This is a genomic window from Curtobacterium sp. PhB146 (genome assembly GCF_004342995.1).
In the GTDB taxonomy this organism is placed as follows: Bacteria; Actinomycetota; Actinomycetes; order Actinomycetales; family Microbacteriaceae; genus Curtobacterium.
Genome location: NZ_SMBN01000001.1, coordinates 1,163,671 through 1,188,548, shown reverse-complemented (window position 1 = coordinate 1,188,548; position 24,878 = coordinate 1,163,671). Strand labels below are relative to the sequence as shown.

The following is a 24,878-nucleotide window of genomic DNA, read 5'->3' as shown; positions in this document are numbered from 1 at the left end:
CGCCTCGACACAGACACGACCACGGACGATCCCGCCCGTGACGACACCCCGACCCGGGCAACGACGAGCCCGGTTCCGATCCGGCGTGACCCGATGGCTCTTCGTGGTGCCAGCGGCGGTCTTCGTGGCCGTCTTCTTCGGCTACCCCGTGGTGAAGAACATCATCATGTCCTTCCAGGACTACACGACGGCGACCTTCTTCACCGGCGAAGCCCCCTGGGTGGGACTCGGCAACTACATCTCCGTGTTCCAGAGCTCGGTCTTCACGACGAGCCTCGTGAACACCGCCCTGTTCACGGCCGGCTCGATCATCCTGCAGTTCGTCATCGGGCTGAGCCTCGCGCTGTTCTTCCGTCGGCACTTCCCGCTGTCGGGCTTCCTGCGGGGGCTCCTGCTCCTGCCGTGGCTGCTGCCGCTCATCGCCTCGAGCGCGGTGTGGAAGTGGCTGCTCGACCAGGACAGCGGGGCGCTCAACCAGCTCCTCGGCCTGGTGGGCATCGCCCCGGTCCCGTGGCTGGTCAGCCCGAGCCTCGCGCTCATCGCCGTCATCGGCGTCAACGTGTGGCTCGGCATCCCGTTCAACACGACGATCCTGTACAGCGGCCTGCAGTCCGTGCCGCCGGAGCTCTACGAGGCCGGGTCGCTCGACGGCGCCACCGGGTTCAAGGCGTTCTGGTACATCACGTGGCCGAGCATCCGGTCGGTGGTCAGCGTCGTGGTCGTGCTCGGGGTCGTCTACACGTTGAAGGTCGTGGACATCATCCTCGGCCTGACCGGCGGCGGGCCGGCGAACTCGACGCAGACCCTCGCCACGAACGCGTACCACCAGTCGTTCATCAACTTCCAGTTCGGCATCGGAGCCGCGGTGAGCAACGTGCTCATCGTCGTCTCGTTCGTCTTCGCGATGGTCTACATCGCGATCTCCCGGAAGGCGGTCGACGAATGAGCGTCGGACTCGCGAACCAGACCGTCACCGCCACCCGCGCGATCACGACGAAGCGGACCACCCGGGCACCCCGCCCGCGCGGTTCCGCCAAGGGCATCCCGTTCACGATCCTCGGGTGCGTGTTCCTCGCGATCATGGTGTTCCCCGTCTACTGGATGGTGAACACCAGCCTGCAGGCGACGTCCGGGGCCGCAACGGCGACGTGGTTCCCGTTCTCCCCCACCTTCGCCGGGTACCAGGCCGCGTTCGCCCAACAGGGGCAGAACTTCCTGTCGAGCATGATCATCGGCCTCGGAACCGTCCTGCTGACGCTGGCCATCGCTACGCCGGCCGCCTACGGCCTGGCCCGGTTCCGGATGCGCGGCGGCCGGGTGTTCCTGCTCGTGCTGCTCATCACCCAGATGATCCCGGCGATCGTCATCGCGAACGCGCTGTACACGCTGTTCAACAACATCGGGCTGCTCAACAGCTACGTCGGGCTGATCCTGGCCGACAGCGCGGTCCAGGTGCCGTTCGCCATCCTGCTCATGCGGGCGTTCATGGAGTCGATCCCGCCGAGCCTGGTCGAGGCCGCCCTGGTCGACGGCGCCAGCGACTTCCGGGCGTTCGTGTCGATCGTCGTGCCGATCAGCCGGAACGCCATCGTCACCGCGGCGCTCTTCACGTTCCTCGGCGCATGGGGTGACTTCCTCATCGCACTGACCCTGACGTCGACGACCGCAGTGCGACCGATCACGCTCGGCATCTACAACTACATCGGCTCGAACGTCACCGACTGGGGACCCGTCATGGCGACCTCGGTGCTGGCGTCCCTGCCCGCTGCCGTCCTGCTGATCTTCGCGCAGAAGTACATCTCCGCTGGTGCCCTCGGCGGTGCCGTCAAGTGACGGCCCCGGACCGACGCCACCACGTACCACCGTCTGAAAGGCACACCATGACCACCACCCCGCTGCGCATCACCGTCTGGGGCGAGAACGTCCACGAGCAGGTCGAGCAGCACGTCGCCGAGCGGTACCCCGACGGCATGCACGGCGCGATCGCCGACGGCATCCGCGAGAACCTGCCCGACGCCGTCGTCCGGACCGCCACCATGCAGGAACCCGAACACGGCCTGACCGACGAGGTCCTCGCCGCGACGGACGTCCTGACCTGGTGGGGGCACGCCGCGCACCAGGACGTCGACGACGCCGTGGTCGACCGGGTGCACAAGCACGTCCTGTCCGGCATGGGGCTGGTCGTCCTGCACTCCGGCCACTGGTCGAAGATCTTCGGCAAGCTGATGGGCACCACGTGCACCCTGCGCTGGCGGAGTGAACACGACCAAGAACTCGTCTGGACCGTCAACCCGCAGCACCCGATCACCCGCGGCGTCCCGAACCCGATCGTCATCCCCGAGCAGGAGATGTACGGCGAGTACTTCGACGTGCCGACCCCCGACGAGCTCGTGTTCATCTCGGGCTTCACCGGCGGCGAGGTGTTCCGGAGCGGCATGACGTACCGCCGCGGCCTGGGGAAGATCTTCTACTTCTCGCCCGGCGACCAGGACTTCCCCGTGTACCACCACAAGGACGTGCGCCGCGTGATCGCGAACGCCACCGAGTGGGCGCGGCCGGAGCGCGAGCGCGAGATCCCGACGCTCCGCCGCTACGACCTGGGCGAGTACTTCGAGGGCCAGCACTACCGCGGCCCGTTCGACGACGCGCCCGTCGAGGACGCTCCCGTCGACGACGCGCCCGTCGACGACCACGCCGGGGCGCAGGCATGACCGCGCTCCGCGTCCTGCAGGTCGGCGCCGGGGGCATGGGCCGGGCCTGGCTCGGCACCGTCGCCGCCGACCCCGACGTCGAGCTGGTCGGCATCGTCGACCTCGACCTCGACGCCGCCCGGGCCGGTGCCGAACACGCCGGCGACCCGAGCATCCCCGTCGGCACCGACCTGACCGTGCTCGCCGCCGAGACCGGTGCACAGGCGGTGCTCGACATCACCGTCCCGGTCGCGCACCACCCCGTCACACTGCAGGCCCTGCACGCCGGGCTCCCCGTGCTCGGCGAGAAACCGGCAGCGCAGACCGTCGCCGAGGCACTGTCGCTCGCCGCGGCCGCCGAGGCCACCGGCAAGTTGTTCATGGTGTCGCAGTCGCGGCGCTACAACGACCAGCTCGTCGCGTTCCGCCAGCACGTGCGCGGCCTGGGCGCGATCGGCGGCCTGGGCACCCGGTTCGCCAAGGCCCCGCACTTCGGCGGCTTCCGCGAGCAGATGGACGACGTCCTGCTGCTCGACATGGCGATCCACGCGTTCGACTCCGCCCGCTACGTGCTCGAACGGGACCCGGTGTCGGTGTACTGCGAGTCGTGGAACCCGTCGTGGTCCTGGTACCGCGGCGACGCGGCGGCGGCAGCGGTCTTCGCCTTCGAGGACGACGTCCGGTACGTGTACGACGGCTCGTGGTGCGCGCCGGGGGCCGAGACCTCGTGGAACGGCGACTGGCGAGCCTCGGGTGCGGCTGGCACGGCGCTGTGGGACGGCGACCACGACCCGTCCAGCGACCTCGACGGCACCCTGGGCACGCCGTCGCCCGCTGCCAGCGTGGGGCACGAGATCGCCGGGGCGCTGACGGCCTTCGTGCACGCCGTGCGTTCCGGCGAGACCCCGGACGGTGAGGTGCACGGCAACGTCATGAGCCTCGCGATGGTCGAGGCGGCGATCGCGTCGACCCGCACCGGGCAGCGCATCGTCATCGACGAGGTGCTCGAGCGCGCACACGTCGAGGCACTCGCCGCCGAGCGGCACGACGCGGTCCGCGACCGCCTGGCCGCCTGGGGCCCCGTGCGCGAGGCCCTGAGCACCCCCGTCCCCACGCCGTAGGCGCCCGGCGCGCCCGCCCGGCGCGCCCGCGCGTGTTCCCCCGAGGTTCCGAGATCTCGGCATGTCGGCGTCCGTCAGGCTCCCGATCGGAACCTCGGCGGACGTGAGCGGCGAGTCGCGGGACCGCGACCGCTCCCGTCGGGCGCGGCGCGTGCGGTGGACGTGACCGAGGACGGACGGGAGGCCCGTGGCGACGCCGCCACGGGCCTCCCGTCCGTCCCGCGGTCGCGTCAGCGCGGGATGACCGAGAACAGGAACTTCTTGCGGACCATGTACCAGGCCAGCAGGATCAACGCCGAGTGCACCACGAAGCCGATCCAGAAGTCGCCCCACGGCACGCCGGGTATCGACGCGATCGCCAGCGCGAAGAAGACCTGCCACACGAAGACGTAGAGGCTCGCCTGCCCGATCGGGATCCAGAGCCACCCGATCGCCGCCGAGATCGGTTTCCAGAACACCGTCAGGATCGCGTACGACACGATCGCGAAGAACGCGATGTCGACCAGTCGGCCCCACTGCAGGTCCACCCGCTGGTACGCCGTGTTGTACAGGTCCTCGTACATCGACGCCGGGAACGGCACCGGTGTGAACCCGGCGTGGTTCGCCGCCCAGACGTACACCAGGAACGCCGCGTAGCCGCCGACACCGATGCCGACCAGGGCCTTGCCGAGCCGCCCGGTGAGCGCGCCGATGATCTGCCGTCGGTAGTACCCGAGCACGAGGCCGTGGGTGAACACGACCTGCCAGGTGAGCAGCGGGAACACCGCCTCGAACTGCGAGTTCAGCGGGCGGAACTCCGGGTTGAGGGCCTGGAACACGTACAGCGCCCAGCTCACGACCAACACCACCCACCAGAAGCCGCGGCGGATCAGCCAGAGCAGCGGTGGGATGAACAGGCTCAGCACCACGAACAGACCCATGATGTTGAACGGCCACGGGCCCATCTCGAGCAGCAGGAACTGTCGGATGGCGTACCACGGCGGCGGGTAGCCGAGCAGCTGCATCGCGTTCGGGTACAGGTCGTACACCCGGCCCTCGGCACCGACGCCCCCGGTGCCGGTCCCCCGGTCGGTGAACGTCGTGATCGCGTCGGTGTTCAGGAACGGGACGAAGCTCAGCGCGAAGACGACCGCGATCACCACGAGCGTGACGAGGTACTGCTTGCGGGCACGCTTCCACGCCCCGATCGCGGCCGCCCACTCGCCGAACTTCTTGATGGCGAACGGGTAGGTCATGCCGAGGACCATGCCGGACAGGAACACGAACATCTCGGCACCGGTGATCGCACCCACCGCGTGCAGCGTGAGGTACGAGTACGGCCCGCCGATCTCGATGTGGGTGATCACCACCGCCAGGATGATGAACCCGCGGAACAGGTCGAGCCGCAGGTCACGCCCGGGTTTCCCGTCGTCGGGGTAGCGCCAGCTCGGCAGCAACCGTCCGAACAGCCCGCTCAGCAGGAACACCACCGCCAGGCCCACGGCGACCCAGACGATCCAGGCCATCTGGTCGCCGCCGGTGTCGTACTGCTGGTCGGTCGCGGCGTTGCCCTGCTGCGTGGTGATGCGGTCGGTGACGGGCCCGAAGGCGAAGTGGTCGCCGCGCTCGAGGTCGGTGCGGAACGAACCGGCGATCCCCGGCACCGCGGTGTCGCGCCAGTCGGCGACACGGTTCCCGGCCTCGGGCTCGCGGCGGTTCGTCTCGAGGAAGGTCACGCCCCGGATCAACGGGCGGTCCTGGACCGAGGCGATCACCTGCCGCCACCAGCCCTGCTTGACCGAGAGCTCCGCATCGCCCCGGCGGGTGTGGTCGTACAGCGCGCCGGTGTCGAGCAGCATCGACCGGTCACCGGCGACGGCGAACCGGTCGTAGAAGCTGTCCGCCTGCTGCTGCTCGTAGCCCCACGTCTCGTCGAACCGGGACTCGACCTCGCCACGCTCCGGCACGTCGTTGCGGGTGAGGGGGACGTCACGACCGGCGGCTTCGGTCGACTTGCCCTTGCCGAAGTAGTACATCGACAAGCCGACCCAGTCCACCGAGGCGTCGCCCGGCCAGTACGGCTCGTAGGGGTCGTCGGCCGCGGTCAGCTCGCCGTCGCCGTTGGTGTCGAGCTTCGCGACGTCGGTCGCGGAGAGGTCCGCCAGGCGTCCCGCAGACTCACCGAACGGGTACCCCGCACCGTACGACGGCGACCACACCATGCGCGCGTCGGAGTCGCCGCCGTGCACCGCGGTCGCGAGCGTCCGGAACGCCTGCACGAACTGGGTCGGCTGCTGCCCCCAGCGCACCCACGTGCCGTTCATCTGCGGCGCGAACCGCACGAGCACCTGGGTGTCGTACTGGTCGTGGATCTCCTGGAACGCGGTGTTCGCGGCGCGGGCGTCGGCGGCGTCGAGTGACCGGAGCGACTGCCCGGGCTCGAGGCTCACGACGAGGACCGCGCCCTGCGTCGCCGCGGCACGCGTCGCGCGGAGGAGCTCCCGCCGGGCCGAGCGGTCGAGCGGGTAGTCGATCTCCACCCCGTACATCGACGGCGTCGCACCGAGCCGTCCCTCGTACCCCGCCGGGGAGTCGTCGCCCCAGTCGAGGTCCGGGCCGAACCAGGTCGTCCCGCTCGCCGGCTCCGTGGCCGAGGCCGTGTGCACCGTCGCCGCGGCCGTGTGTTCCGTCACCGCGGACGCCGGCAGCGCACCGCCGAGCAGGAGCGTCGCGATCGTGACGAGGACGGCGACCACGCGGGCCGCCAGCAGCCTCACCGGTCGCACACCAGCGTCCAGACGTTGTGCCCGTGCTCGTGCCGGTGCTCCAGCCGGTCGAGGGCGGCGATCGCGAGCGCCAGACCGCGTCCGCTCTCCTGCTCGACGTCGGCCATCGTGACGGCGCTCAGGTCGATGTCCACGGGCAGACCGTTGTCGGTGAGCTCCGCGGTGAGCGCTCGGTCGGTCGACTCGAGCCGCACGGTGTAGCGCCGACCGGTCTCCTGGTCGGAACGGATCGTGTGCTCCACGATGTTCGCCGCGACCTCGGCCAGCGCGGTCTCCAGCGCGAAGCGGAGCCGGGCGTCGTCGATGCCGAGGCCGTCCCACCAGACGCCGAAGCGGTCCTGGACCTCGTCGAGCGACACGGGCGTCGCGGCGACGTCGAAGGTGGTCTCGGCGTTCACAGTGGTCCTCCGGCGGTGCTCGACTCGTGCTCTGACTGGACTCCCGTGCCCCGGCCGCGGTAGAGCACGGCCCGGATCACGATGCTGAAGATGAACAGGTCGAAGACGACCCACGCGGTGTTGACGAGCGGCGCGAGGCCCGACGCCTGCCCGGTCAGGTAGCGGATGCCGATCAGGATCAGTGCCGCGACCAGCGCCCCCATGGCGATGAGCTGCGGCTTGACGAGGTCCCACCGGGGCTTCTGCTCGGTCGCGTCGCGCACCTTCGGGGTGACCCGGAACCCGAGCGGCTTGCCGCGGAACACGTTCTCGAACGCACTCGTCACCGCCTCGATCCACACCGGGAACAGCGCGAGCGAGTACTGCTGCCCGCGCCACGTCGGTCTGCCGGCGGCCACCACCCAGAACAGCAGCTGGTTGAGCACGAGGAACGGGATCAGCCGGGCGAAGAAGTCGACGCTGTAGGCCTGCACCGGGACGACGCCGAACGACAGGCAGAGCACCGGGGCCGCGATGTAGACGATCGCGGGGAACCCGGACAGGTAGCTCCACATCGTCGAGAAGTACATCAGGCGCTGGCCCCAGGACAGGCCCTTCTGCACCAGCGGGTTCTCGCGGAAGAACACCTGCATGGTGCCCTGCGCCCAACGGAGCCGCTGCACGAGCATGGTCGGCAGGTCTTCCGGCGCCAGGCCCTTCGCCAGGATCTCGTCGTGGTACGCCGACTTCCAGCCGAGCCCGTGCAGCCGCATGGCGGTCGCCATGTCCTCGGTCACCGAGATCGTCGCCAGCGGCATGATCGGCTGCGCCTCGTCGTCGCGGTTGACGTCGAGTGCCCGTGCGAGGACCGCGATCGACTCGATGGCCGCCACGGGCGATGCGTCGCGCCGCCCGAGCACGTCGAGCGCGGCGTCGTCGAGCCCGGCGAAGGTGTTCGCGTCGGTCGACATCGCGGCGAGCTCCTGCAGGTCGTTCCGCACCGACTCGAGGTCGGCGGCGGCGAACCGGAAGGCGATCGTGTCGATCCCCCGCTGGAACGCGTAGGTGACGTCGCCGAGCGGTTCGCCGGCCCGGACCTGGTCGCGGGCGCGGTCGACGACGGCTTCGGCCTCGTCCAGGGCGCCGAGCACCCGCGGGTCCGTCTCGGTCTCACGGGCACGGGCCAGCAGCTTCCGCGACGTCGTGATCGTGCGCTGCACCGAGGCCTCGACCTCGACCACGTAGCGGGAGATGCCGAGCTGCATCAGTGCCTCGCGCCGCAGGATCGCGTTCGACCCGCAGAAGAAGGCGGCGTTCCAGCCGTCCTTCGACTGCTGGATCGGCCCGTAGAACAGCGGCGCCTGACTGCCGAGCAGGTCCGCCTCCGGAACGTTCTCGAACCACTGCGGCGTCTGCACGAGCGCCATCCGCGGGTCCTTGAAGTAGCCGAGCGTGCGGTCGAGGATGCCGGGCTCTGGTACCTGGTCGGCGTCGAGGATGAGCAGGAACTCGCCCTGGGTCGCGAGCAGGGCGTTGTTGAGGTTGCCGGCCTTGGCGTGCCGGGGACGATCGATCCAGTCGGCACCGCGGGTGATGACACCGATGCCGAGCGAGTCGGCGGCCGCACGCATCTCGGGGCGGTTGCCGTCGTCGAGGATCCACGTCGTGTGCGGGTGTGTGATCGCCTGCGCCGCACGGGCCGTGCGCACGACCATCTCGACGGGTTCGTTGTAGGTGGTGATGAAGACGTCGACCGTGACGTCGGAGGACGGCTTCGTCGGGGGCTCACCGCGCTCGCGCAACCGCCACGCCCCGAAGGCGAACAAGAGCGAGTCGATGACGCTGTAGGTCTCGGCCAGGATGAGCGGCACGGCGATCCACCAGGAGTGCCAGTTCACCGAGGCGGCCCAGCGCCAGACGACGTAGTTCACGCCGGCGATCGACGCCAGGAGCGCGACCGTGCGCACCGTGACGAGTCGTCGGCGGGCCGTGCCGGTGGTGAGCCGGCGGCGGTCCTGGCGGCTGACGTCGAGCGCCGTCACCCGGTCACTCCGTCTGCGGGGTCGCCGGCCGAGCTGCGTCGCAAGGGTGCCTCCTGATCCGCGCGGACCCCGGCCGCAGCGCACGCCCGGGTGTGGTGCCGGCCGGCCGCTGCCCAGGGGACACCGTGCCGGCCGTCCGCTCCGGTCGTCGGGCACGACCTCGGCGTAGGGACCTGTCTACCGCAGTGACCGGCACTCTGTCAGGCCCCGAGTGCGAGTCGTGGACAACGGCTCGGGGCGACCGCACGACCGGGTCAGAACGCGGCGGCGAACCCGAGGTCGTCGGCGAGCCGCGCGATCACCTGGTCGAAGTAGGCCGCGCCGTCGGACACCGAGCCGACGAAGTGGCCGAAGAGCTCGAACGAGATCGTCCCGAACACCGTCGACCAGGCCATCAGGGTACGGACCAGGACCTCGTCGGGCAGTGCGATGCCGAACGACCGCAGGGTGGTCACTGCGTCCGCGACGGCGGGACCGGCCACCCCGGGAGCCGCCGTGGGCGCGGCGGGTGATCCGGGCCTCCCGTCCGCCCCCGACGCCGACGTGACGTCCCCGCCGGGCGCGACCGCATCGGCCACCACCCGCACCAGCGCGAGCGTCGTCCGCGCGGCGGGCACGACCGTCTCGCGCGGTGCGGCGTAGCCCGGCACGGGCGACCCGAACAGCAACGCGAAGTCGCCCGGGTGCGCGACGGACCACGATCGGATCGCGCGGCACGCGGCGACCCAGCGCGCACCCGGTTCCGGGCCGGCCGCAGCGTCAGCAGCCTCGACCGCTGCGCCGAGTTCGTCGTAGTCGACGATGAGCAGCGCGGTGAGCAGGTCGTCGCGACTCGGGAAGTACCGGTACACCGCGGACGACACCATGCCGACGTCGCGGGCGACGGCTCGGAGGCTGAGCGCTGCGGGCCCCTCGTCGGTGAGGCGGGTGCGCGCGGCGGCCAGGATGTCCGCCCGGATCGTCTGCCGGGCGAGCTCGCGTGCTGTCGGTGCCATCTGGTCACCATGCCACAAGAGAGCACTGCACACAAATGAGAGCAGTGCTCTTGCTCTTTCGTCGCCGGACGCGCATCCTGGTTGCGAGAGCACCGCTCTCACAACCAGAACGGAAGCAGGGACCATGTCGCACCACCACCTCGTCATCGGCGCCGGCCCGGTGGGCCGCCACGTCGCCGCGCTGCTCGCCGAGCGCGGCGAGCACGTCACCGTCGCCACCCGCTCGGGTCGGGACACCGGCCTGTCAGGGGTCGATCACCTCGCGCTCGACGCCTCCGACGCCGAGGCCCTCACCCGGGCAGCCGACGGCGCCGCCGTGCTGTACAACTGCGCGAACCCCGGCGACTACACCCAGTGGGAGCGCACCTGGCCACCGCTCGCGGCGTCGATGCTGACCGCTGCCGAGCGGACCGGAGCCGTCTACGCCATCACCGGGAACCTGTACCCGTACGGCCCGGTCGACGGCCCGATGCGCCCCGACACACCGGACGCGGCGACCGACCACAAGGGGATCCTCCGCGCACGGCTGTGGGCCGATGCCCTGGCCGCGCACCGTGCCGGACGCATCCGCACGGTCGAGGTCCGCGCTTCGGACTACGTCGGGCCGGGCATCGGGGCGAACGGACACGTCACGCGGGTGCTGCCGGCCGCACTGCAGGGGAAGGCCGTGACGATGATCGGCAGGACCGACCTGCCGCACACCTTCACCGACGTGCTCGACGTCGCCAGGACCCTGGTGGCGGCAGCCTCGGACGAGCGCACGCACGGCCGCACGTGGATGGTGCCGAGCAACGCTCCTCGCACCCAGCGGCAGGCACTGACCGAGGTGCTGGCAGCGGCGGGCAAGGCACCCGTGGGCGTCCACCGGATGCCCGCGGGGGTGATCCGTGCGCTCGGGCTCGTGTCGCCGATGATGCGGGAGCTCGCCGAGATGAGCTACCAGTGGACCGCACCGTACGTGGTCGACGATGCCGAGAGCCGCGCGGTGTTCGGCATCGAGCCGACCCCGTGGGATGAGGTGTGTCGCCGGACCGTGGCGGGGGTGGCGTGAGGCGGGCTGGGTGGCGGGCTGCGCCGCCGCCGAGGTTCCACAACATGCCGCCGGTGTGCCGCCGAGGTTCCACGGAGTGACCGAGAGAGCGCCGACACTCCAAGATTTCGGAACCTCGGGCCCCGCCGCACGACCCCCCCCCCCCCCGCACGACGCCCGCGCCCGCCCCGACCCCCGGAACACAGGACGGGGTGGGACGCGCCGTTGCGTCCCACCCCGTCCTGCCTCGGTCTGCCGGTCAGATCACCAGCAGCCGCGAGTACTGCGCCGACGACAGCTGCTGCGCAGCCCCGCCGGAGGCCGGCACGCGCCACAGCCCGGCCGAGGGCCCGCTGTCGACGTTCGCGAACACGTCGCCGTCGTCGGAGGCGGCACCCGTGTTCGCCCCGCGCGACCCCGCCGTGATGCCGGAGACCGCCACGGTGGACTTCCCACTGGAGCCGACCACGAGCTTGTCCGGGATCGTGCGGTCGACCTTGCAGCCGGCCGGGCTGGTCGGGTACTCGGCGGGGGCGCTGCACCACTCGGCGGACTGCAGCAGCGAGAACCCGTCGGCGTTGGCGGCCGCGTACTCGAACGCCAGCCGGGGCTCGATCCGCGTCAGCGCCGTGGCGCCCGGCTTCAGCTGGTACCAGGCCCACGAGCCGGCGCCACCGGGCGAGCGGATGTCGACGTACACGTTGCCGTGCGAGTCGGCGAGGACCGCTGCGGGGTACCCGACGCCGGAGCTGCCGGGGAGCGTGATCGCCCGTGCGGCCGTGCCGGTGCCCACGACGATCGGGGAGATCTGCGAACCACCGACGGCGACGACCTTGCCGTCGGGGGTGACGGTCCAGAACCGCTGGCCGCTGCCCGTGGCAGTCAGGTCGAGCACGGTCGTCGCGGTGGAGCTGCCGACGGGGAGCTTCTGCACTGCCCCCGTCACCGAGTCGATCCAGTACAGGTTGCCGGCGACGTCGGAACGCAGGTCGGCGGTCAGGTGCAGCCCGGTCGCCAGCGTCCGCGTGGCACTGCCGTCGGCGGGGTGGAACAGGATGGAGGTGCGGTCGGCCGACGGGGTGAACACGTCGCCGACGTCGTCCGCGGCGAAGCCCGTCCCGTTGCCCGCGACGACCTTCCCGGCGCCGGAACCGTCCTCGGCGAACCGCACGACGTTGCCGGACGCGTCGAGGGCGAACAGCGACTGCGTCGTGTCGACCACGGACGGCGTGGTGTAGCGGACCAGGATCGTGCGGCCGGACTTCTTCGCGCCGATCGCCCGGACCGAGAACTTGTAGGTCGTCTTCGGCGTCAGGTCACCGAAGCGGTCGGACCGCGCCTTCGCCGGCAGCCGGTCGACGCCGTTGCCGGGCTGTTGCTGCGCGGGGGCGATCGTGACCTTCCAGCCGGTCACCTTCGCGCCGGACTTCGGGGCACCCCAGGTCACGGTCGCGCTGTCGCCGGCTCCGGTGACCCGGACGGTGGTGGGCGCTCCGGGCGCCGAGGACGAGGGGGCTGCCGTCGCCGGCGCCACTCCCCCGATGACGAGCGCCGCCACTGCTGCGACGGTGATGAGTGCTCGGTACACGTTCGTCCCCTTCCTTCTCCGCGGCTCCCTGCGTCACGGCTCCAGGTATCACAGCACCGCTCGGGCGCCAGGGGAACGGATCCGAGCGTGATCTGCGGTTCCCCGCACCGCAAGGCTGGTGACGCAACGCCGGCAGGCGGGGCGGCCCGCGGCGGGAGACGCGACCGGACGACGGACGGGAGGCACGGTGCCAGCTGGCACCGTGCCTCCCGTCAAGAGGTGGTCGCGTCCAGGACGCGACTCGCGTCGACGACGCGACTCGCGTCAGTAGCGGGGCTTGCGCTCCGGACGCTCGTCGCGGCGGCCGCCACCACGGCGGTCGGGCTTGATCTCGATGAGCTTGCCGCTGATCCGGGTGTCGGTCAGGCGGTCGAGCACGCCGCCGTCCATGTCGGCGGGCAGCTCGACGATGGAGAAGTCCGGCTGGATGCGGATCGCACCGAAGTCGTCGCGGCGCAGGCCACCCTCGTTCGCCAGGGCGCCGACGATCTGGCGGGGCTCGACGCGGTGGCGGCGGCCGACCTCGATGCGGTAGGCGGTCATCGGCTGCGAACGGCGGGGCGCGCGGTCCCGGTCGCCACCACGGTCGCCGCCACGGTCTCTGCGCGGGCCGCGGTCGTCACGTGCACCGCGGTCGTCGCGCTCGCCACGGCGGGCGTCGCGCTCCATCTGCGTGCGGAGGGCGTCGTCGGCTGCGGTCAGGAGCAGCGGCGAGTCGCCCTGCGCCACGACGGCCAGGGCGGCGGCGACGTCGTCCGAGGGGACGTCGTGGTGCTCGACGTAGTGCGCGATGACGTCGCGGAAGGCGGCGATGCGGCCCTGGTCCTCGAGCGCCGCGGTGATCGCGTCGTCGAAGCGGGTCAGGCGCGTCTCGTTGACGTCGTCGATCGTCGGCAGCTGCATCTGGGTGAGCGGCTGCTTCGTGTGGCGCTCGATCGCGGAGAGCAGGCGACGCTCGCGGGGGGTGACGAAGCTGATCGAGTCACCCGAGCGGCCGGCACGACCCGTGCGGCCGATGCGGTGCACGTAGGACTCGATGTCGACCGGGATGTCGTAGTTCACGACGTGGGTGATGCGGTCGACGTCGAGGCCACGGGCGGCGACGTCGGTGGCGACGAGGATGTCGAGCTTGCCGGACTTCAGCTGGTTGACGGTCCGCTCGCGCTGGGCCTGGGCGACGTCACCGCTGATGGCGGCTGCGGCGTAGCCACGGGCACGGAGCTTCTCGGCCAGGGTCTCGGTCTCGCTCTTGGTGCGGACGAAGATGATCATGCCCTCGAAGTCCTCGACCTCGAGGATGCGGGTCAGGGCGTCGACCTTCTGCGGGTACGAGACCATCAGGTAGCGCTGCGTGATGTTCGCGGCGGTCTTGGTCTTGGTCTTGACGGTGATCTCGGCCGGGTCCGTCAGGTACTGCTGCGAGATGCGGCGGATCTGGGCGGGCATGGTCGCCGAGAACAGGGCGACCTGCTTGTCGTCGGGGGTGTCCGCCAGGATCGTCTCGACGTCCTCGGCGAAGCCCATCTTGAGCATCTCGTCGGCCTCGTCGAGCACGAGGTACTTCAGCTCGGACAGGTCGAGCGTGCCCTTCGCCAGGTGGTCCATGATGCGACCGGGGGTACCGACGATGACGTCGACGCCGCGGCGCAGGGCGGACAGCTGCACGCCGTACGCCTGACCGCCGTAGACCGGCAGGACGTGGACGTGCTTCATGTGCGACGCGAACTGCTCGAACGCCTCGCACACCTGCAGCGCGAGCTCGCGCGTCGGGGACAGCACGAGGGCCTGCGGCTTCTTGCTGCCGGGCTCCATGCGGGACAGGATCGGCAGCGCGAAGGCGGCGGTCTTGCCGGTTCCGGTCTGCGCGAGGCCGACGACGTCGCGGCCGTCGAGCAGTGTGGGGATGGTGGCTTCCTGGATGGCGGAAGGGGTTTCGTAGCCGATGTCCTTGACGGCCTTGAGCACAGCATCGCTCAGGCCGAGATCGGCGAAGGTCACCACGGGCCCCTCGTCGGTGGTCTCGGTGGTGGTGGCGGTGTCCGTGCTCATACACCAACGGTATCTCGAATGCACGCTCCGCAGTGACCGGGGGGCGTGCGGACGGGAGGAACGGGGCGGGCCCGCCCCGCGCCTCCCGTCCTCTTGTTGGTCACGTCACGGGCGCGTGGTGCCGATCCCGAGGACCGCGTCGGCCCGGTCGTTCAGTCGCGTGAGCATCTCGGCGAGCGAGCGCAGCTCGTCCGAGGCGAACTCCTCGGTGAGGTCGTCGAAGACCTCGGCACCGGCGGCGTCGAGCTGGTCGAGCAACTGCTTGCCCGCGGGTGCGAGCGAGACCAGGGTCGCTCGGCCGTCGGCGGGGTCCGGCGAGCCGACCAGGTGCTCGGCCTCGACCAGCGACGCCACTCGGCGACTGATCACCGGGCGGGACAGGCCCGTCGCGTCGGCGATCGCGGTCGCCCGGACGGGTCCGTGACCGGCGACGGCACGCAGGATCACCCGAGCCGTCGGGTCGAGCCCGCCGCTGGACTCGATGAGCGAGGAACGCAGGGTCTGCCGGACCCACAGCCGGTCGAGCTGGGATCGCAGGAGTCGCTCGGCGGCACGCCGGTCGTCGCACATGGGGCCAGCGTAGTGGGCACATTTAGTTGCTTGCTGGAAGCAACAGATGTATCGTTGCGCGGTCTGCAAAGTTACACAGCACGAAAAAGGAGTTCGATGACCGCCACCGCACCCGTCCAGGTGCAGCACGGTCGGCACACCGCCGAGGCCCCAGCAGCCTCCGGCGGGACCGGCCCGCAGCCCCTGATGACCCACCGCCAGATCCTCCTGGTGATCTACGGCCTGATGGCGGGCATGTTCCTGTCGTCCCTCGGCCAGACGGTGTTCGGCACGGCGATCCGCACCATCGGCGACGACCTGCACGGCCTCGACCAGCAGGCCTGGGTCACCACTGCCTACCTGATCACCTCGACGATCGCGACGCCGATCTACGGCAAGCTCTCCGACATCTTCGGCCGCCGGCCCCTCTACATCTTCGGCATCGTCGTGTTCATCCTCGGCGCCGTCCTGTCGTCGATGTCCACCTCGATGCTCATGCTCGCGGCCTTCCGCGCCGTGCAGGGCATCGGTGCCGGTGCGCTCATGTCGCTGCCGCTCGCGATCATGGGCGACATCCTCGCCCCGCGCGAACGTGCCAAGTACCAGGGTTACTTCCTCGCCGTGTTCGGCATCTCGTCCGTCATCGGGCCGCTCATCGGTGGGCTGCTCGCCGGTTCCTCCGAGATCCTGTGGATCACGGGATGGCGCTGGGTCCTGCTGATCAACGTGCCGATCGGCGTCGCCGCGCTCCTCATGGTCATCGTCTTCCTGCACCTGCCGAAGGTGCACAGTGCCGACGACGCGAAGCCCAAGGTCGACTGGTGGGGCGCGACCGCCGTCATCGTCACCCTCGTGCCGCTGCTGCTCGTCGCCGAACAGGGCCGCATCTGGGGCTGGGGCTCCCCCGCCGCCATCGCCTGCTACGTCGTCGGGGTCGTCGGCCTGGTCGGGCTGCTGCTCATCGAGTCGAAGATGGGCGACGCGGCGATCATCCCGCTCAAGCTCTTCCGCTCGGGCACGTTCTCGATGGCGACCGTCATCGGGTTCCTGGTCGGCTTCGCGATGTTCGGCGCGATGCTCACCATCCCGCTCTACCTGCAGATCGTCGTGGGGCTCACCCCGACCGAGTCCGGCTTCGCCACGCTGCCCCTGGTCGGCGGTCTCATGATCGCCTCGATCACGAGCGGTCAGATCGTCGCCCGCGTCGGCCGCTACCGGATCTTCCCGGTCATCGGCACCGCGCTCGTGTCCGCCGGCTACGTCGTCCTGACCTTCATGTCGATCGACAAGCCGCTCTGGTTCCTGATGATCGGCATGTTCCTGATCGGCCTCGGCCTCGGCTCGGTCATGCAGTCGCTGACCCTGGCCTCGCAGGGCTCCGTCGAGGCCCGTGACATGGGCGTCGCCACGTCGTCCGCCACGTTCTTCCGGCAGATCGGTGGAACGCTCGGCACCGCCGTGCTGCTGTCCATCCTGTTCTCGGTGATGCCGGCGAACATCCTGCACGCCACCGCGAACGAGAAGGACCTCGGCCCGGCGCTCGACGCCGCGCTCAACCCCACAGTCGCCAGTGCGAAGGCGAACCAGGGCGCGATGGACAAGATCTGGACGCCCGTCGTCACCCCGCTGACGAAGGCCGTGCAGTCGCAGCTCGACGCTGCCTCGGCGAAGGCGACGCAGGCCGCCGACGCCGCGGTCACCGAGCAGGTCACGGCAGCCGTGCAGCAGCAGGTCGCCGCCGGTGCGGTCCCCGCCGCCTCGGCCCAGTCCGTCATCGACCAGCAGGTCGCAGCGGCGACGCCCGCGGCCGAGCAGTCCGCGCTCGAGCAGGTCGCCGACCAGGCACACGCCAGCGTGCAGGACGGCACCGTGTCCGTCGACTGGTCGAACGCCTCGCAGCGCTCGTACTGGGTCGACGAGCTCACCCCGGAGCTCGCGAAGAAGATCGACGACGGCAACACCACGAGCGACAGCGCCACCAGCACGAACGACACCTCGTTCCTGACCGGTGCCGACAGCCGCCTCACCCGGCCGTTCATGGCGGGCTTCAACGCCTCGTCCGTGACGATCTACTGGGTCGGCCTCGGTGTGATCCTGCTCGCCTTCGTGCTCACCTGGTTCTTCCGGGTGCCGCCGCTGCGCCAGCGCTCCGCCCTGCAGGAGCGTGCCGACCTGTCCGCCGAGGCCCAGCTCGAGGCCGAAGCCGGCGCCGCCGCTGCCGACGCCGGCTCGTTCACCGGTCCGATGACCGGGTCCGTGCCGACCGGATCGGTGCCCACCGGATCGGGTTCGACCGGATCCGCGCCGACGCACCGTCGGTGACCGACCGGGCCGTCCGTGCCGTGCCCCCTTTCCGGCACGGGCGGCCCACCAACCCCCACCACCAGGAGTCCACGTGATCACCACCCCGGCAGCTGCAGTGGCGACGGAGCCGTGCACCCTGCGGGAGCGCAAGAAGCAGCAGACCCGGCAGGCGCTGCACGACGCGGCCCTGACGCTGGTGTCCGCGCACGGGCTGGACGGCGTCACCATCGAGCAGATCTGCGCCGATGCCGACGTCTCGCCCCGCACCTTCTTCAACTACTTCTCGTCCAAGGCGCACGCCGCCCTCGGACTCGACTCCGTCGAGGTCCCGGAGCCCTCCGCAGCATGGTTCACCGAGGCTCGTGGCGGCCTGGTCGACGACCTCTGCACCCTCGTCGCGGCGACCGTACCGCTGTCCCAGGACCGCCGCCGGATGAAGGAGCTGCTGGTCCTCCGGCCCGAGATGTCGTCGATGGTCATGCAGTGGATGGCCGAGTCGCGCCAGTCCCTGCTCAGCGTCGTGGGCACCAGGACCGACGACCAGACCGCACGCACGGCGGTGACGCTCGTGATGTCGGCGCTCAGCGAGGCCGCCCACCGCGACTCCGTGCGGAACAACGACGAGCTCGCGGTGCGGCTCCGGGCCGTGGTGCGCGAGATGGCGGCGCTGGCTTCGTGACGGACGCCGCGTGAGGCGTACCGAGTCGTTTCGGGCGTACCGGGTCGGAACTTCTGACCAGGTACGCCCGATTCCGCTTCCCATCGCACGCGTTCTGGGAAAGAACGTCAGGTGGTGGCGACGCTTGCTCGCCGCCGCGACGGCCGGTGCCACACGAGCGCGGCGTTGGCGCGGTCGCGGGCGAAGCGGAGCACCCGCAGCACCACGATGTCGTGGTCGCCCGCGCGGTGGACGGCCTCGACTGAGCACTCCAGCCACGAGTGCGCGCCGTCGAGCAGGATCGCTCCCGCCCCGGTGTCCGTGGACGGCACGCCGACCAGTCGCTGCGACCGATCGCGGGAGGCCAGCTGACGGGTCTGCTCGGCGTGGCCCTCGGCGAGCACGGAGATGCCGAGCACCGGCGCACCGGCCAGGTCCGGCCAGGTCGTCGACGAGTGCTGCACGGCGATCGTCGCGAGCGGCGGGTCGTACGAGACCCCGACGGTGAGGGACGTCGCCACCATGACGACCGGCACGCCGTCGACCCGGGCTGCGATGGCGGCCACGACGGAGGGGACCTCGGCGATCGCCTCACGGATGTCGAGCGGGTCGTCGGTGAAGTCGTGCTGCATGGTGGTTCCTTCGTTCAGGAGCGGGCGAGCAGGGTGCGGGCACGGCGCTCGTCGGCACGCATCGCGGCGACGAGGGCGTCCGGCCCGGGGAACGTGCGCTGCCGCCGGAGCCGACGGCCGACGGTGAGCTCGACGGGGGTGCCGTACAGGTCGCCGTCGAAGTCGAGCACGTGGATCTCGACGGTGCGCGGCCGGTCGGCGAAGGTGCTGTTGCTGCCGATCGACACGAGGGCCTCACGGGCACCGGACCACGTCGGCGCGGTGAGCCAGCCGACGTAGACCCCGTCCGACGGCACCGCACCCCCGTCGTCGGGCAGCAGGTTGGCGGTCGGGAACCCGAGCCCGTGCCCGACCCCGGCGCCGTGCACGACCGCGCCGGTCAGGACCGCCGGCGCTCGCCCTGGCAGGGACGCCGCCGCCGCGAGTGCCCCGAGGGCCGCCAGCGCCAGGGCACCGAGGGCCACCGCGTCGGTCGACACCGCGAGCAGCACCGCGGTGACCGTGCTGCCCAGGACGGCACCGAGCTGCTTCACGGTGTTGAAGGTGCTCGACGCCGCACCGATGGTCGCCGGTCCGGCCCCGAGCACCGCCGCGAGCGAGAACGGGGACCAGACGAACGCGTTCGCGACCCCGAAGCCGGTGAACGCCGTCGCGACCGCCCAGAGGGGTGCGGCGGTCCCGATGAGCACGGCGGTCAGTGCCACCGAGACGACGAGCAGGACGGCGCCGATGGTCGCCGTCGCACGGGGGCCCGCGGTGTTCGTCGTGCGGCCGACGAACGGTGCGGCGGCCAGGCAGGCGACCCCCATCGGCACGAGCACGAGGGCCGCGGCACCCGGTCCGAGACCACGTCCGTCCTGCAGGTCGAGCATGAGCGGGATCGGCGCCGACCCGACGCAGAACGACGCAGCCGTCGCGCCCCACGAGCCGGTCACGAACCCGCGGTCGCGGAACAACCCGAGCGGGACGAGCGCCCGGTCCCCCGCGCGGCGCTGCACCGTGAGCACCGCGGCGACGACGAGTGCGCCGAGCACCACCAGACCGACCCGCGGCAGGGGTGCGGCGAGGACGCCGTCGCCCGTGCCCTGGACACCGACGACCACCGCGAACACCCCGGCGGTCACCCCGACGACGGCGAGCACCGGCAGGGGCACCGCGATGCGTCGGGACACCGGCACGAACCGGAGCACGGCGACGGCGGTGACGATGCCGACGGGCACGTTCACCAGGAAGACCGACGGCCACCCCCACGCCTCGACGAGCACGCCGCCGACGATCGGGCCGGCGACGGTCGCCGCACCGCCACCGGCGCTCCAGACGGCGAGCGCGACGGCGAGCCGGGGTGGCTCGAACAACGAGCGGATCACGGTCAGGCACTGGGGTGTCAGCAGCGCGGCACCGACGCCCTGCACGGCGCGCCAGACGATGAGCGCGCCGATCCCCGGTGCGAACGCGCACCCGACCGACGCGACGGTGAACACCGCGAGCCCGAGCAGGTAGACCCGGCGGTGCCCCAAGCGATCGCCGAGCCGTCCGGCGACGAGGAGCGGCACGGCGAACGCGAACAGGTAGGCGCTGTTCACCCAGACCGACAGCGACGCCTCCGTGCCGAGGTTGCTGCCGATGTCCGGCAGGGCGACGGACACGATCGTGCTGTCCAGCAGCAGCATGAAGAAGCCGAGGCAGAGCCCGCCGAGCGCGAGCCACCGACGGGCCGGGGTCACCTCACACCGCCAGGTTCTCGCGGAGCGTCGACCCCGGGTACCGCGGCGCCAGGGCACCTCGGGCACGCAGCTCCGGCACGAGCAGCTCGCTCAGGTCGGCGAACCCGGTGGGCATGCCGAGCGGGCTGGACAGCATGTAGCCGCCGCGTCCGCCGGTGGCCGCGAAGTTCTCCTGCAGGGCGTCGGCGACCCCCGCGGCGTCGCCGACCAGCATGTGGTCGAGGCCCGTCGCGGCACGCCAGCCGTGCTCGAAGAAGTCGTCGCGGTCCATGGTGTGGTCCTCGCCGAACTCGGCGGTCAGGCTGCCGACCAGGCCGGCCGGGCTCGCCTGCGCGGCGACGATCTCGTCGCGCAGCTCGCCGAGGCGGAACGTCTCCGGGAGCGTGGAGAAGTCGTACCCGGCGTTGTGCGAGATGAAGGTGCCGACGGCCTCGCGGTTCCAGAACGACAGCAGCGAGTCACGGCGGGCGGCGGCCTCGGCGTCGGTGGCGCCGACGATGACCTGGGTCGCCCAGAGGATCCCGACGCCGGACGGGTCCCGACCGGCGTCGGTGAGCGCTGCGTCGAGGGCGTTCCGGTGCCGGAGCTGTCCGGCGACGCTCGACCCGAACCCGAACACCAGGTCGGCGAACGACGCGCTGGCGGCGATGCCGCGCGGCGAGTTGCCGGCCTGCACGACGACGGGGTGCCGCTGCGGACTCGGGACGCTCGCGAGCGGGCCGCGCACCTTGAAGAAGCGGCCGTCGTGGTCGATGGGGTGGACCCCGGCCGGGTCGGCGAACCGGCCGGTCGCGCGGTCGCGGACGATCGCGTCCGGGGCGACGGAGTCCCAGAGCGCACGGCAGACGCCGATGAACTCCTCCATCCGTTCGTACCGCAGGTCGTGGTCGATCAGGTGGTCGGACCCGTAGTTCGCCGCGTCCGCGCCCCGCGACGAGGCGACGACGTTGAACGCCATCCGCCCGCCGGTGACGTGGTCGAGGGAGTTGAGCAGTCGGGCGACGGAGAAGGGGTGGGTGAACGTGGACGAGTAGGTGAGCCCGAACCCGATGTGCTCCGTGACGGTGGACATCGCGGCGATCACGGGCGACATGTCCTGCCGGGGCCACTGGATGCCCCACTCGACGGCCGGGTCGATGCTGCCGCGCCACGTGCTCGGCACACCGGACCCGTCGCCGAAGAACAGCATGTCCACGCCTGCGCGCTCGGCGGTCCGGGCGACCTCCATGTACATGCGGACGTCGGGGAAGTCCTGGCCGACCCAGCTGCCGGCCGCTGCCCACCGCCCCTCGGTGTGGGTGAAGGACAGGTCGTAGGCCAGGTGCATGCCGCTCATCGGGCACCCACCGGCGAAGCGGACGCAGACCCGGACGCAGACGCAGACGCAGACGCAGACGCAGCAGCGTCAGCAGCCGCGCGCCACAGCGCCACCGTCTCGTCGGCGTCGGTCACGACGCCCACGTTGAGGTCGATCAGGGTGAGCGCGGCGTCGTGCACGTCGGTGTCGTACGCGGCGGTGGCGTCCTGCGGGACCACCACGGGCCAGCCGAGCTGCATCGCGTCCTGTGCGGTGGCGAGGACGCAGCACTCGGTCGTGAGTCCCACGACGGTGACCCAGCCGATCCCTGCGGCGGTGAGCCGGGCCTCCAGGTCGGTGCCCAGGAACCCGCTGTAGCCGCGCTTGACGACGCGTGTCTCACCGGGCTCGGGCGCCGTGCGGTACCACTCGGCGCCCTCCGTGCCGATCCGGCAGGGCTCGTCGTCCGGCATCGGGCCGTCCGGGTCGCCCCCGCGCAGCCACGTGCTGGAGCGCCACGGCCGGGCCGGGTCGCTGCCGAGTTCGACCCAGACGACGGGGACGCCCGCTGCGCGGGCCTCGTCGACGAGCGAGCCGATGCGGGTGACGGCGGCGGCCACGGCGACGGACGCGCGGTCGTCGAGTCCGTAGGGGGCGATCCGCGCCGGCTCACCGAAGTCGCGCTGCACGTCGACGACGACGAGCGCGGGGCGGAGCGGAGCGGACAGCAACTGCGCGAGCCGCGGGTCGCGACCCGCGTCGGGTCCCCCGGTCACCGGACGACCGCCGCGTCGTGCTGGCGGAGCGCCGGCAGGACGGTCTCCCCGAACAGCACCATGTCCTGGTCGTACTCGGGGAAGATCAGCATCAGGCCGTCGAGCTCGCCCCGGTCGACGATGTACTCGATGTGCTCGATGACGGTCTCGGCGGACCCGGCGACGTACGCGGTCTGGAACGCGTCCTCACCGGCAGCACCGTCCGCCCAGGCACGCGCCTGCTCGGCGGGGACGCCCCACGACGCCCGCATCGAGGCCAGTGCTTCGCGGTCGACGCCGGCACCCCACTCGCGCACCTTCCGCTGCGCGGCGGCGTCGGTCTCGCCCTGCACGACCGTGAGCATCGAGTAGGTGCGGCACTCGCGTCCCTCGGCGGCGGCGCGGTCGTGGACGTCGCGGGACAGGTCGCGCATCTCGTCCAGGCTGTCCGCTGCCAGGAAGGCGCCGTCGGCGTGCTTCGCCTGGAACGCCCGGGCTGCCTCGGACTTGCCGGCGCTGATGATGGTCGGCCGCGATGCGGGGTGGGGGCGGGACTCGCACGCGTCGAGGTCGAAGTACGGCGTGTGCATCGTCACGCTGTCCTCGGTCCACAGGCGCGTGACCGCCTCGGTCCAGAGCTCCGTCATCCGGTACCGGTCGGCGTGGCTGAGGGCCGCGTCCCAGATCCCGAACTGCTCGAACTCCGCCGCGTAGGCGCCGTTGACGATGTTCATGCCGGCCCGGCCGCCGGAGACGTCCTGCAGCGTCGTGTACATCTTCGCGGCGACCGCCGGGTTGTGGACGTTGGCGTGCATCGTCGCCCAGATCTTGACCCGCTCGGTGGCCTCGGCGATGCCGGCCATCATCGTCATCGACTCGAGGGAGCGACCCCAGTGGTCGGTGGAGCCGCCGAAGCCGCGCCACTTCGCCATCGACATCACGAAGTCCAGGCCGATCGTCTCGGCGTGCAGCGCCGCGCGCTTGTTCCACGCGTAGGTCGCCTCGGGGTGGGGTGCCGTGGTGGAGAGCATCCACCCGCCGTTGCCGATCGGGAGGAAGATCCCGTACTCCTTCGCGGGCATCTCACGCCGCCTTTCTGGTCGTTGCGGAACACTCGGTGACGATGGCGCTCACGGTGCCGGCCACACGGTCTCGCCGTCCTTCGTGATGGCGTCGATGTACTCGTTCGTGAACCAGCGCTTCGCGTCGTCGGCGGTCACGGAGCTCTTGACGATGTCGAACTGGTGCAGCATGTCCACGAGCTTCGTCACGTTCTCCGGGTCGATCCCGCCGAGCGGCTGGTCCGGCGTCGGGTTGTCCGCGATGACCTTCGTCTCGGTGGTCCAGATCTTGGTGTTCTGGGCGGTGTCGTAGGTGGCGCCGGACAGCTTCGCGGCGTACCCGACGCACTGCTTGGTCTTCGCCTCGCTCGCGGAGCAGAAGTCGTAGGCGTGCAGGGCTGCGCGCAGGACGTCCTCGACCGCGGTCGGGTGCGCCTTCGCGAAGGCGGGGTTCACGGCCATCGCACCGATCGACGAGGGGATGTCGTAGTCGACGGGCTGCCAGACGGTGACGTCGTCACCGGCGGCCTTGAGCAGGTTCGGTTCGTTCGACACGAAGCCGGTCAGCGCCTCGAGGCCGTTCTGCTTGCGGGGCAGGACGGACGGGTCGTAGCCCTCCTTCACGAGCGTGAGGGAGTCCCACTCGACACCGGCCTTCTCCATCATCGCCCGGACCGAGGCGGGGACGTAGCCCTTGTGGCCGACGACCTGGCCGTCGAGCTGCGGCAGCTTCGTGATGTCCTTGTTCGTCATCAGGACGTCGAGGCCGGCGTTCGAGTACGACGAGATCCCGGTGATGTCGATGCCGTTCGCCCGGGCCTGGATGAGGTCCTGCTCGGCGACGGCGGACACGGTGGCCTGGCCGCTGGCGAGGAGCTTCGTGTTCTGGGCGGTGTCACCCGAGCCCGGCTTCAGGGTCACGTCGAGGCAGAGGTCCTTGAAGTAGCCGAGCTCGTCCGCCGCGATGTACTCGAGGATCGACGCCGACGACTGGTACTGGTAGCCGGAAAGGTAGGTGATCTTGCCGGCGTCCTGGTTCTCCTTGCACCGCTCGGCCGAGATCGCGCTGCCCTCGGACGAGGTGGTGCCGGCGCTCGAGCCGGTGCTGCAGCCGGTGAGCGCGAGGGCGACGACGGCGGTGGCGAGGGCCGCGAGTGCGGCCTTGGTGCGGTGCTGCATGGTGCTGTGCTGCATGGTCACTCCTGTGGGAAGGGATGGGTGGTGCAGGGCGGGTGCGGGTG

Annotated in this window: 20 protein-coding genes; 7 read left to right on the top strand and 13 right to left on the bottom strand. The window is 71.1% G+C overall.

What is annotated here, in order from left to right:
- The first annotated feature begins 85 nt into the window (after positions 1-85).
- Genes EDF33_RS05820 through EDF33_RS05805 form a run of 4 tightly spaced genes read left to right on the top strand, consistent with a single transcriptional unit; the run spans position 86 to position 3,811 of the window.
- Complete coding sequence (locus EDF33_RS05820; protein ID WP_111084886.1) at positions 86-946, top strand: sugar ABC transporter permease; 861 nt, start codon at positions 86-88, stop codon at positions 944-946.
- Positions 943-1,833: a carbohydrate ABC transporter permease gene (locus EDF33_RS05815; RefSeq protein ID WP_131845225.1), complete on the top strand. Its 891-nt coding sequence runs from the start codon at positions 943-945 to the stop codon at positions 1,831-1,833. Before EDF33_RS05820 ends, EDF33_RS05815 begins: the two co-directional genes overlap by 4 nt.
- A gap of 47 nt (positions 1,834-1,880) precedes the next feature.
- Positions 1,881-2,711 (top strand): ThuA domain-containing protein, encoded by an 831-nt coding sequence (locus EDF33_RS05810; protein WP_132099509.1) that lies wholly within the window; start codon positions 1,881-1,883, stop codon positions 2,709-2,711.
- Positions 2,708-3,811 (top strand): Gfo/Idh/MocA family oxidoreductase, encoded by a 1,104-nt coding sequence (locus EDF33_RS05805; RefSeq protein ID WP_132099508.1) that lies wholly within the window; start codon positions 2,708-2,710, stop codon positions 3,809-3,811. The genes EDF33_RS05810 and EDF33_RS05805 overlap by 4 nt, the downstream gene beginning before the upstream one ends.
- Positions 3,812-4,041: 230 nt before the next feature.
- Here the strand turns inward: EDF33_RS05805 and opgC are convergent, their stop codons facing one another.
- The 4 genes from opgC to EDF33_RS05785 form a co-directional block, all read right to left on the bottom strand.
- Positions 4,042-6,567, bottom strand: coding sequence for an OpgC domain-containing protein (opgC, locus tag EDF33_RS05800; protein ID WP_132099507.1), 2,526 nt, complete (start codon positions 6,565-6,567; stop codon positions 4,042-4,044).
- Positions 6,564-6,974: an ATP-binding protein gene (locus EDF33_RS05795; protein ID WP_165901162.1), complete on the bottom strand. Its 411-nt coding sequence runs from the start codon at positions 6,972-6,974 to the stop codon at positions 6,564-6,566. Before EDF33_RS05795 ends, opgC begins: the two co-directional genes overlap by 4 nt.
- The gene (locus tag EDF33_RS05790) at positions 6,971-8,920 is read right to left on the bottom strand and encodes a glycosyltransferase (RefSeq protein ID WP_132099754.1); all 1,950 of its coding nucleotides are present in this window, start codon (positions 8,918-8,920) and stop codon (positions 6,971-6,973) included. Before EDF33_RS05790 ends, EDF33_RS05795 begins: the two co-directional genes overlap by 4 nt.
- Positions 8,921-9,249: 329 nt before the next feature.
- Positions 9,250-9,990 carry a TetR/AcrR family transcriptional regulator gene (locus tag EDF33_RS05785; protein WP_123294659.1) on the bottom strand — a complete coding sequence of 247 codons (741 nt, stop codon included), beginning with the start codon at positions 9,988-9,990 and terminating at the stop codon, positions 9,250-9,252.
- A gap of 124 nt (positions 9,991-10,114) precedes the next feature.
- On the opposite strand from EDF33_RS05785, the gene EDF33_RS05780 reads away from it, so the two are divergent.
- Positions 10,115-11,041: an NAD-dependent epimerase/dehydratase family protein gene (locus EDF33_RS05780; RefSeq protein ID WP_131878120.1), complete on the top strand. Its 927-nt coding sequence runs from the start codon at positions 10,115-10,117 to the stop codon at positions 11,039-11,041.
- A gap of 238 nt (positions 11,042-11,279) precedes the next feature.
- Here EDF33_RS05780 and EDF33_RS05775 read toward each other — a convergent pair whose 3' ends face one another.
- From EDF33_RS05775 to EDF33_RS05765, 3 genes are all read right to left on the bottom strand, one after another.
- Positions 11,280-12,608: a fibronectin type III domain-containing protein gene (locus EDF33_RS05775; protein ID WP_132099506.1), complete on the bottom strand. Its 1,329-nt coding sequence runs from the start codon at positions 12,606-12,608 to the stop codon at positions 11,280-11,282.
- Between the two features lie 264 nt (positions 12,609-12,872).
- On the bottom strand, positions 12,873-14,657 hold the full coding sequence (locus tag EDF33_RS05770) for a DEAD/DEAH box helicase (RefSeq protein WP_132099505.1): 1,785 nt from the start codon (positions 14,655-14,657) through the stop codon (positions 12,873-12,875).
- 105 nt (positions 14,658-14,762) lie between these two features.
- Positions 14,763-15,227 (bottom strand): MarR family winged helix-turn-helix transcriptional regulator, encoded by a 465-nt coding sequence (locus tag EDF33_RS05765; protein ID WP_123294655.1) that lies wholly within the window; start codon positions 15,225-15,227, stop codon positions 14,763-14,765.
- Positions 15,228-15,323: 96 nt separating this feature from the next.
- On the opposite strand from EDF33_RS05765, the gene EDF33_RS05760 reads away from it, so the two are divergent.
- Both EDF33_RS05760 and EDF33_RS05755 read left to right on the top strand, forming a co-directional pair.
- The gene (locus EDF33_RS05760) at positions 15,324-17,528 is read left to right on the top strand and encodes an MDR family MFS transporter (RefSeq protein WP_132099504.1); all 2,205 of its coding nucleotides are present in this window, start codon (positions 15,324-15,326) and stop codon (positions 17,526-17,528) included.
- A 73-nt stretch (positions 17,529-17,601) separates the two neighbouring features.
- The gene (locus EDF33_RS05755) at positions 17,602-18,189 is read left to right on the top strand and encodes a TetR/AcrR family transcriptional regulator (RefSeq protein WP_123939119.1); all 588 of its coding nucleotides are present in this window, start codon (positions 17,602-17,604) and stop codon (positions 18,187-18,189) included.
- Positions 18,190-18,296: 107 nt separating this feature from the next.
- On the opposite strand, the gene EDF33_RS05750 is transcribed toward EDF33_RS05755, so the two are convergent.
- From EDF33_RS05750 to EDF33_RS05725, 6 genes are read right to left on the bottom strand one after another with little or no spacing between them, the layout of a single operon-like run.
- Complete coding sequence (locus EDF33_RS05750; protein ID WP_132099503.1) at positions 18,297-18,800, bottom strand: flavin reductase family protein; 504 nt, start codon at positions 18,798-18,800, stop codon at positions 18,297-18,299.
- A gap of 14 nt (positions 18,801-18,814) precedes the next feature.
- Positions 18,815-20,524 carry an MDR family MFS transporter gene (locus tag EDF33_RS05745; protein ID WP_243692365.1) on the bottom strand — a complete coding sequence of 570 codons (1,710 nt, stop codon included), beginning with the start codon at positions 20,522-20,524 and terminating at the stop codon, positions 18,815-18,817.
- A 1-nt stretch (position 20,525) separates the two neighbouring features.
- Positions 20,526-21,860: an NtaA/DmoA family FMN-dependent monooxygenase gene (locus tag EDF33_RS05740; RefSeq protein WP_132099502.1), complete on the bottom strand. Its 1,335-nt coding sequence runs from the start codon at positions 21,858-21,860 to the stop codon at positions 20,526-20,528.
- The gene (locus EDF33_RS05735) at positions 21,857-22,597 is read right to left on the bottom strand and encodes an isochorismatase family cysteine hydrolase (protein ID WP_132099501.1); all 741 of its coding nucleotides are present in this window, start codon (positions 22,595-22,597) and stop codon (positions 21,857-21,859) included. The genes EDF33_RS05740 and EDF33_RS05735 overlap by 4 nt, the downstream gene beginning before the upstream one ends.
- The gene (locus EDF33_RS05730; RefSeq protein WP_131845212.1) at positions 22,594-23,658 is read right to left on the bottom strand and encodes an LLM class flavin-dependent oxidoreductase; all 1,065 of its coding nucleotides are present in this window, start codon (positions 23,656-23,658) and stop codon (positions 22,594-22,596) included. The genes EDF33_RS05735 and EDF33_RS05730 overlap by 4 nt, the downstream gene beginning before the upstream one ends.
- Before the next feature lie 48 nt (positions 23,659-23,706).
- Complete coding sequence (locus EDF33_RS05725; protein ID WP_243692364.1) at positions 23,707-24,831, bottom strand: ABC transporter substrate-binding protein; 1,125 nt, start codon at positions 24,829-24,831, stop codon at positions 23,707-23,709.
- Positions 24,832-24,878: the final 47 nt, after the last annotated feature.

What these genes read in the sequence shown, in the direction of transcription:
- EDF33_RS05815 (WP_131845225.1), top strand. Translation starts at nt 943, where the DNA reads ATGAGCGTCGGACTCGCGAACCAGACCGTCACCGCCACCCGCGCGATC.
- EDF33_RS05810 (WP_132099509.1), top strand. Translation starts at nt 1,881, where the DNA reads ATGACCACCACCCCGCTGCGCATCACCGTCTGGGGCGAGAACGTCCAC.
- EDF33_RS05805 (WP_132099508.1), top strand. Translation starts at nt 2,708, where the DNA reads ATGACCGCGCTCCGCGTCCTGCAGGTCGGCGCCGGGGGCATGGGCCGG.
- EDF33_RS05785 (WP_123294659.1), bottom strand. Translation starts at nt 9,990, where the DNA reads ATGGCACCGACAGCACGCGAGCTCGCCCGGCAGACGATCCGGGCGGAC.
- EDF33_RS05780 (WP_131878120.1), top strand. Translation starts at nt 10,115, where the DNA reads ATGTCGCACCACCACCTCGTCATCGGCGCCGGCCCGGTGGGCCGCCAC.
- EDF33_RS05770 (WP_132099505.1), bottom strand. Translation starts at nt 14,657, where the DNA reads ATGAGCACGGACACCGCCACCACCACCGAGACCACCGACGAGGGGCCC.
- EDF33_RS05765 (WP_123294655.1), bottom strand. Translation starts at nt 15,227, where the DNA reads ATGTGCGACGACCGGCGTGCCGCCGAGCGACTCCTGCGATCCCAGCTC.
- EDF33_RS05760 (WP_132099504.1), top strand. Translation starts at nt 15,324, where the DNA reads ATGACCGCCACCGCACCCGTCCAGGTGCAGCACGGTCGGCACACCGCC.
- EDF33_RS05750 (WP_132099503.1), bottom strand. Translation starts at nt 18,800, where the DNA reads ATGCAGCACGACTTCACCGACGACCCGCTCGACATCCGTGAGGCGATC.
- EDF33_RS05740 (WP_132099502.1), bottom strand. Translation starts at nt 21,860, where the DNA reads ATGAGCGGCATGCACCTGGCCTACGACCTGTCCTTCACCCACACCGAG.
- EDF33_RS05730 (WP_131845212.1), bottom strand. Translation starts at nt 23,658, where the DNA reads ATGCCCGCGAAGGAGTACGGGATCTTCCTCCCGATCGGCAACGGCGGG.
- EDF33_RS05725 (WP_243692364.1), bottom strand. Translation starts at nt 24,831, where the DNA reads ATGCAGCACAGCACCATGCAGCACCGCACCAAGGCCGCACTCGCGGCC.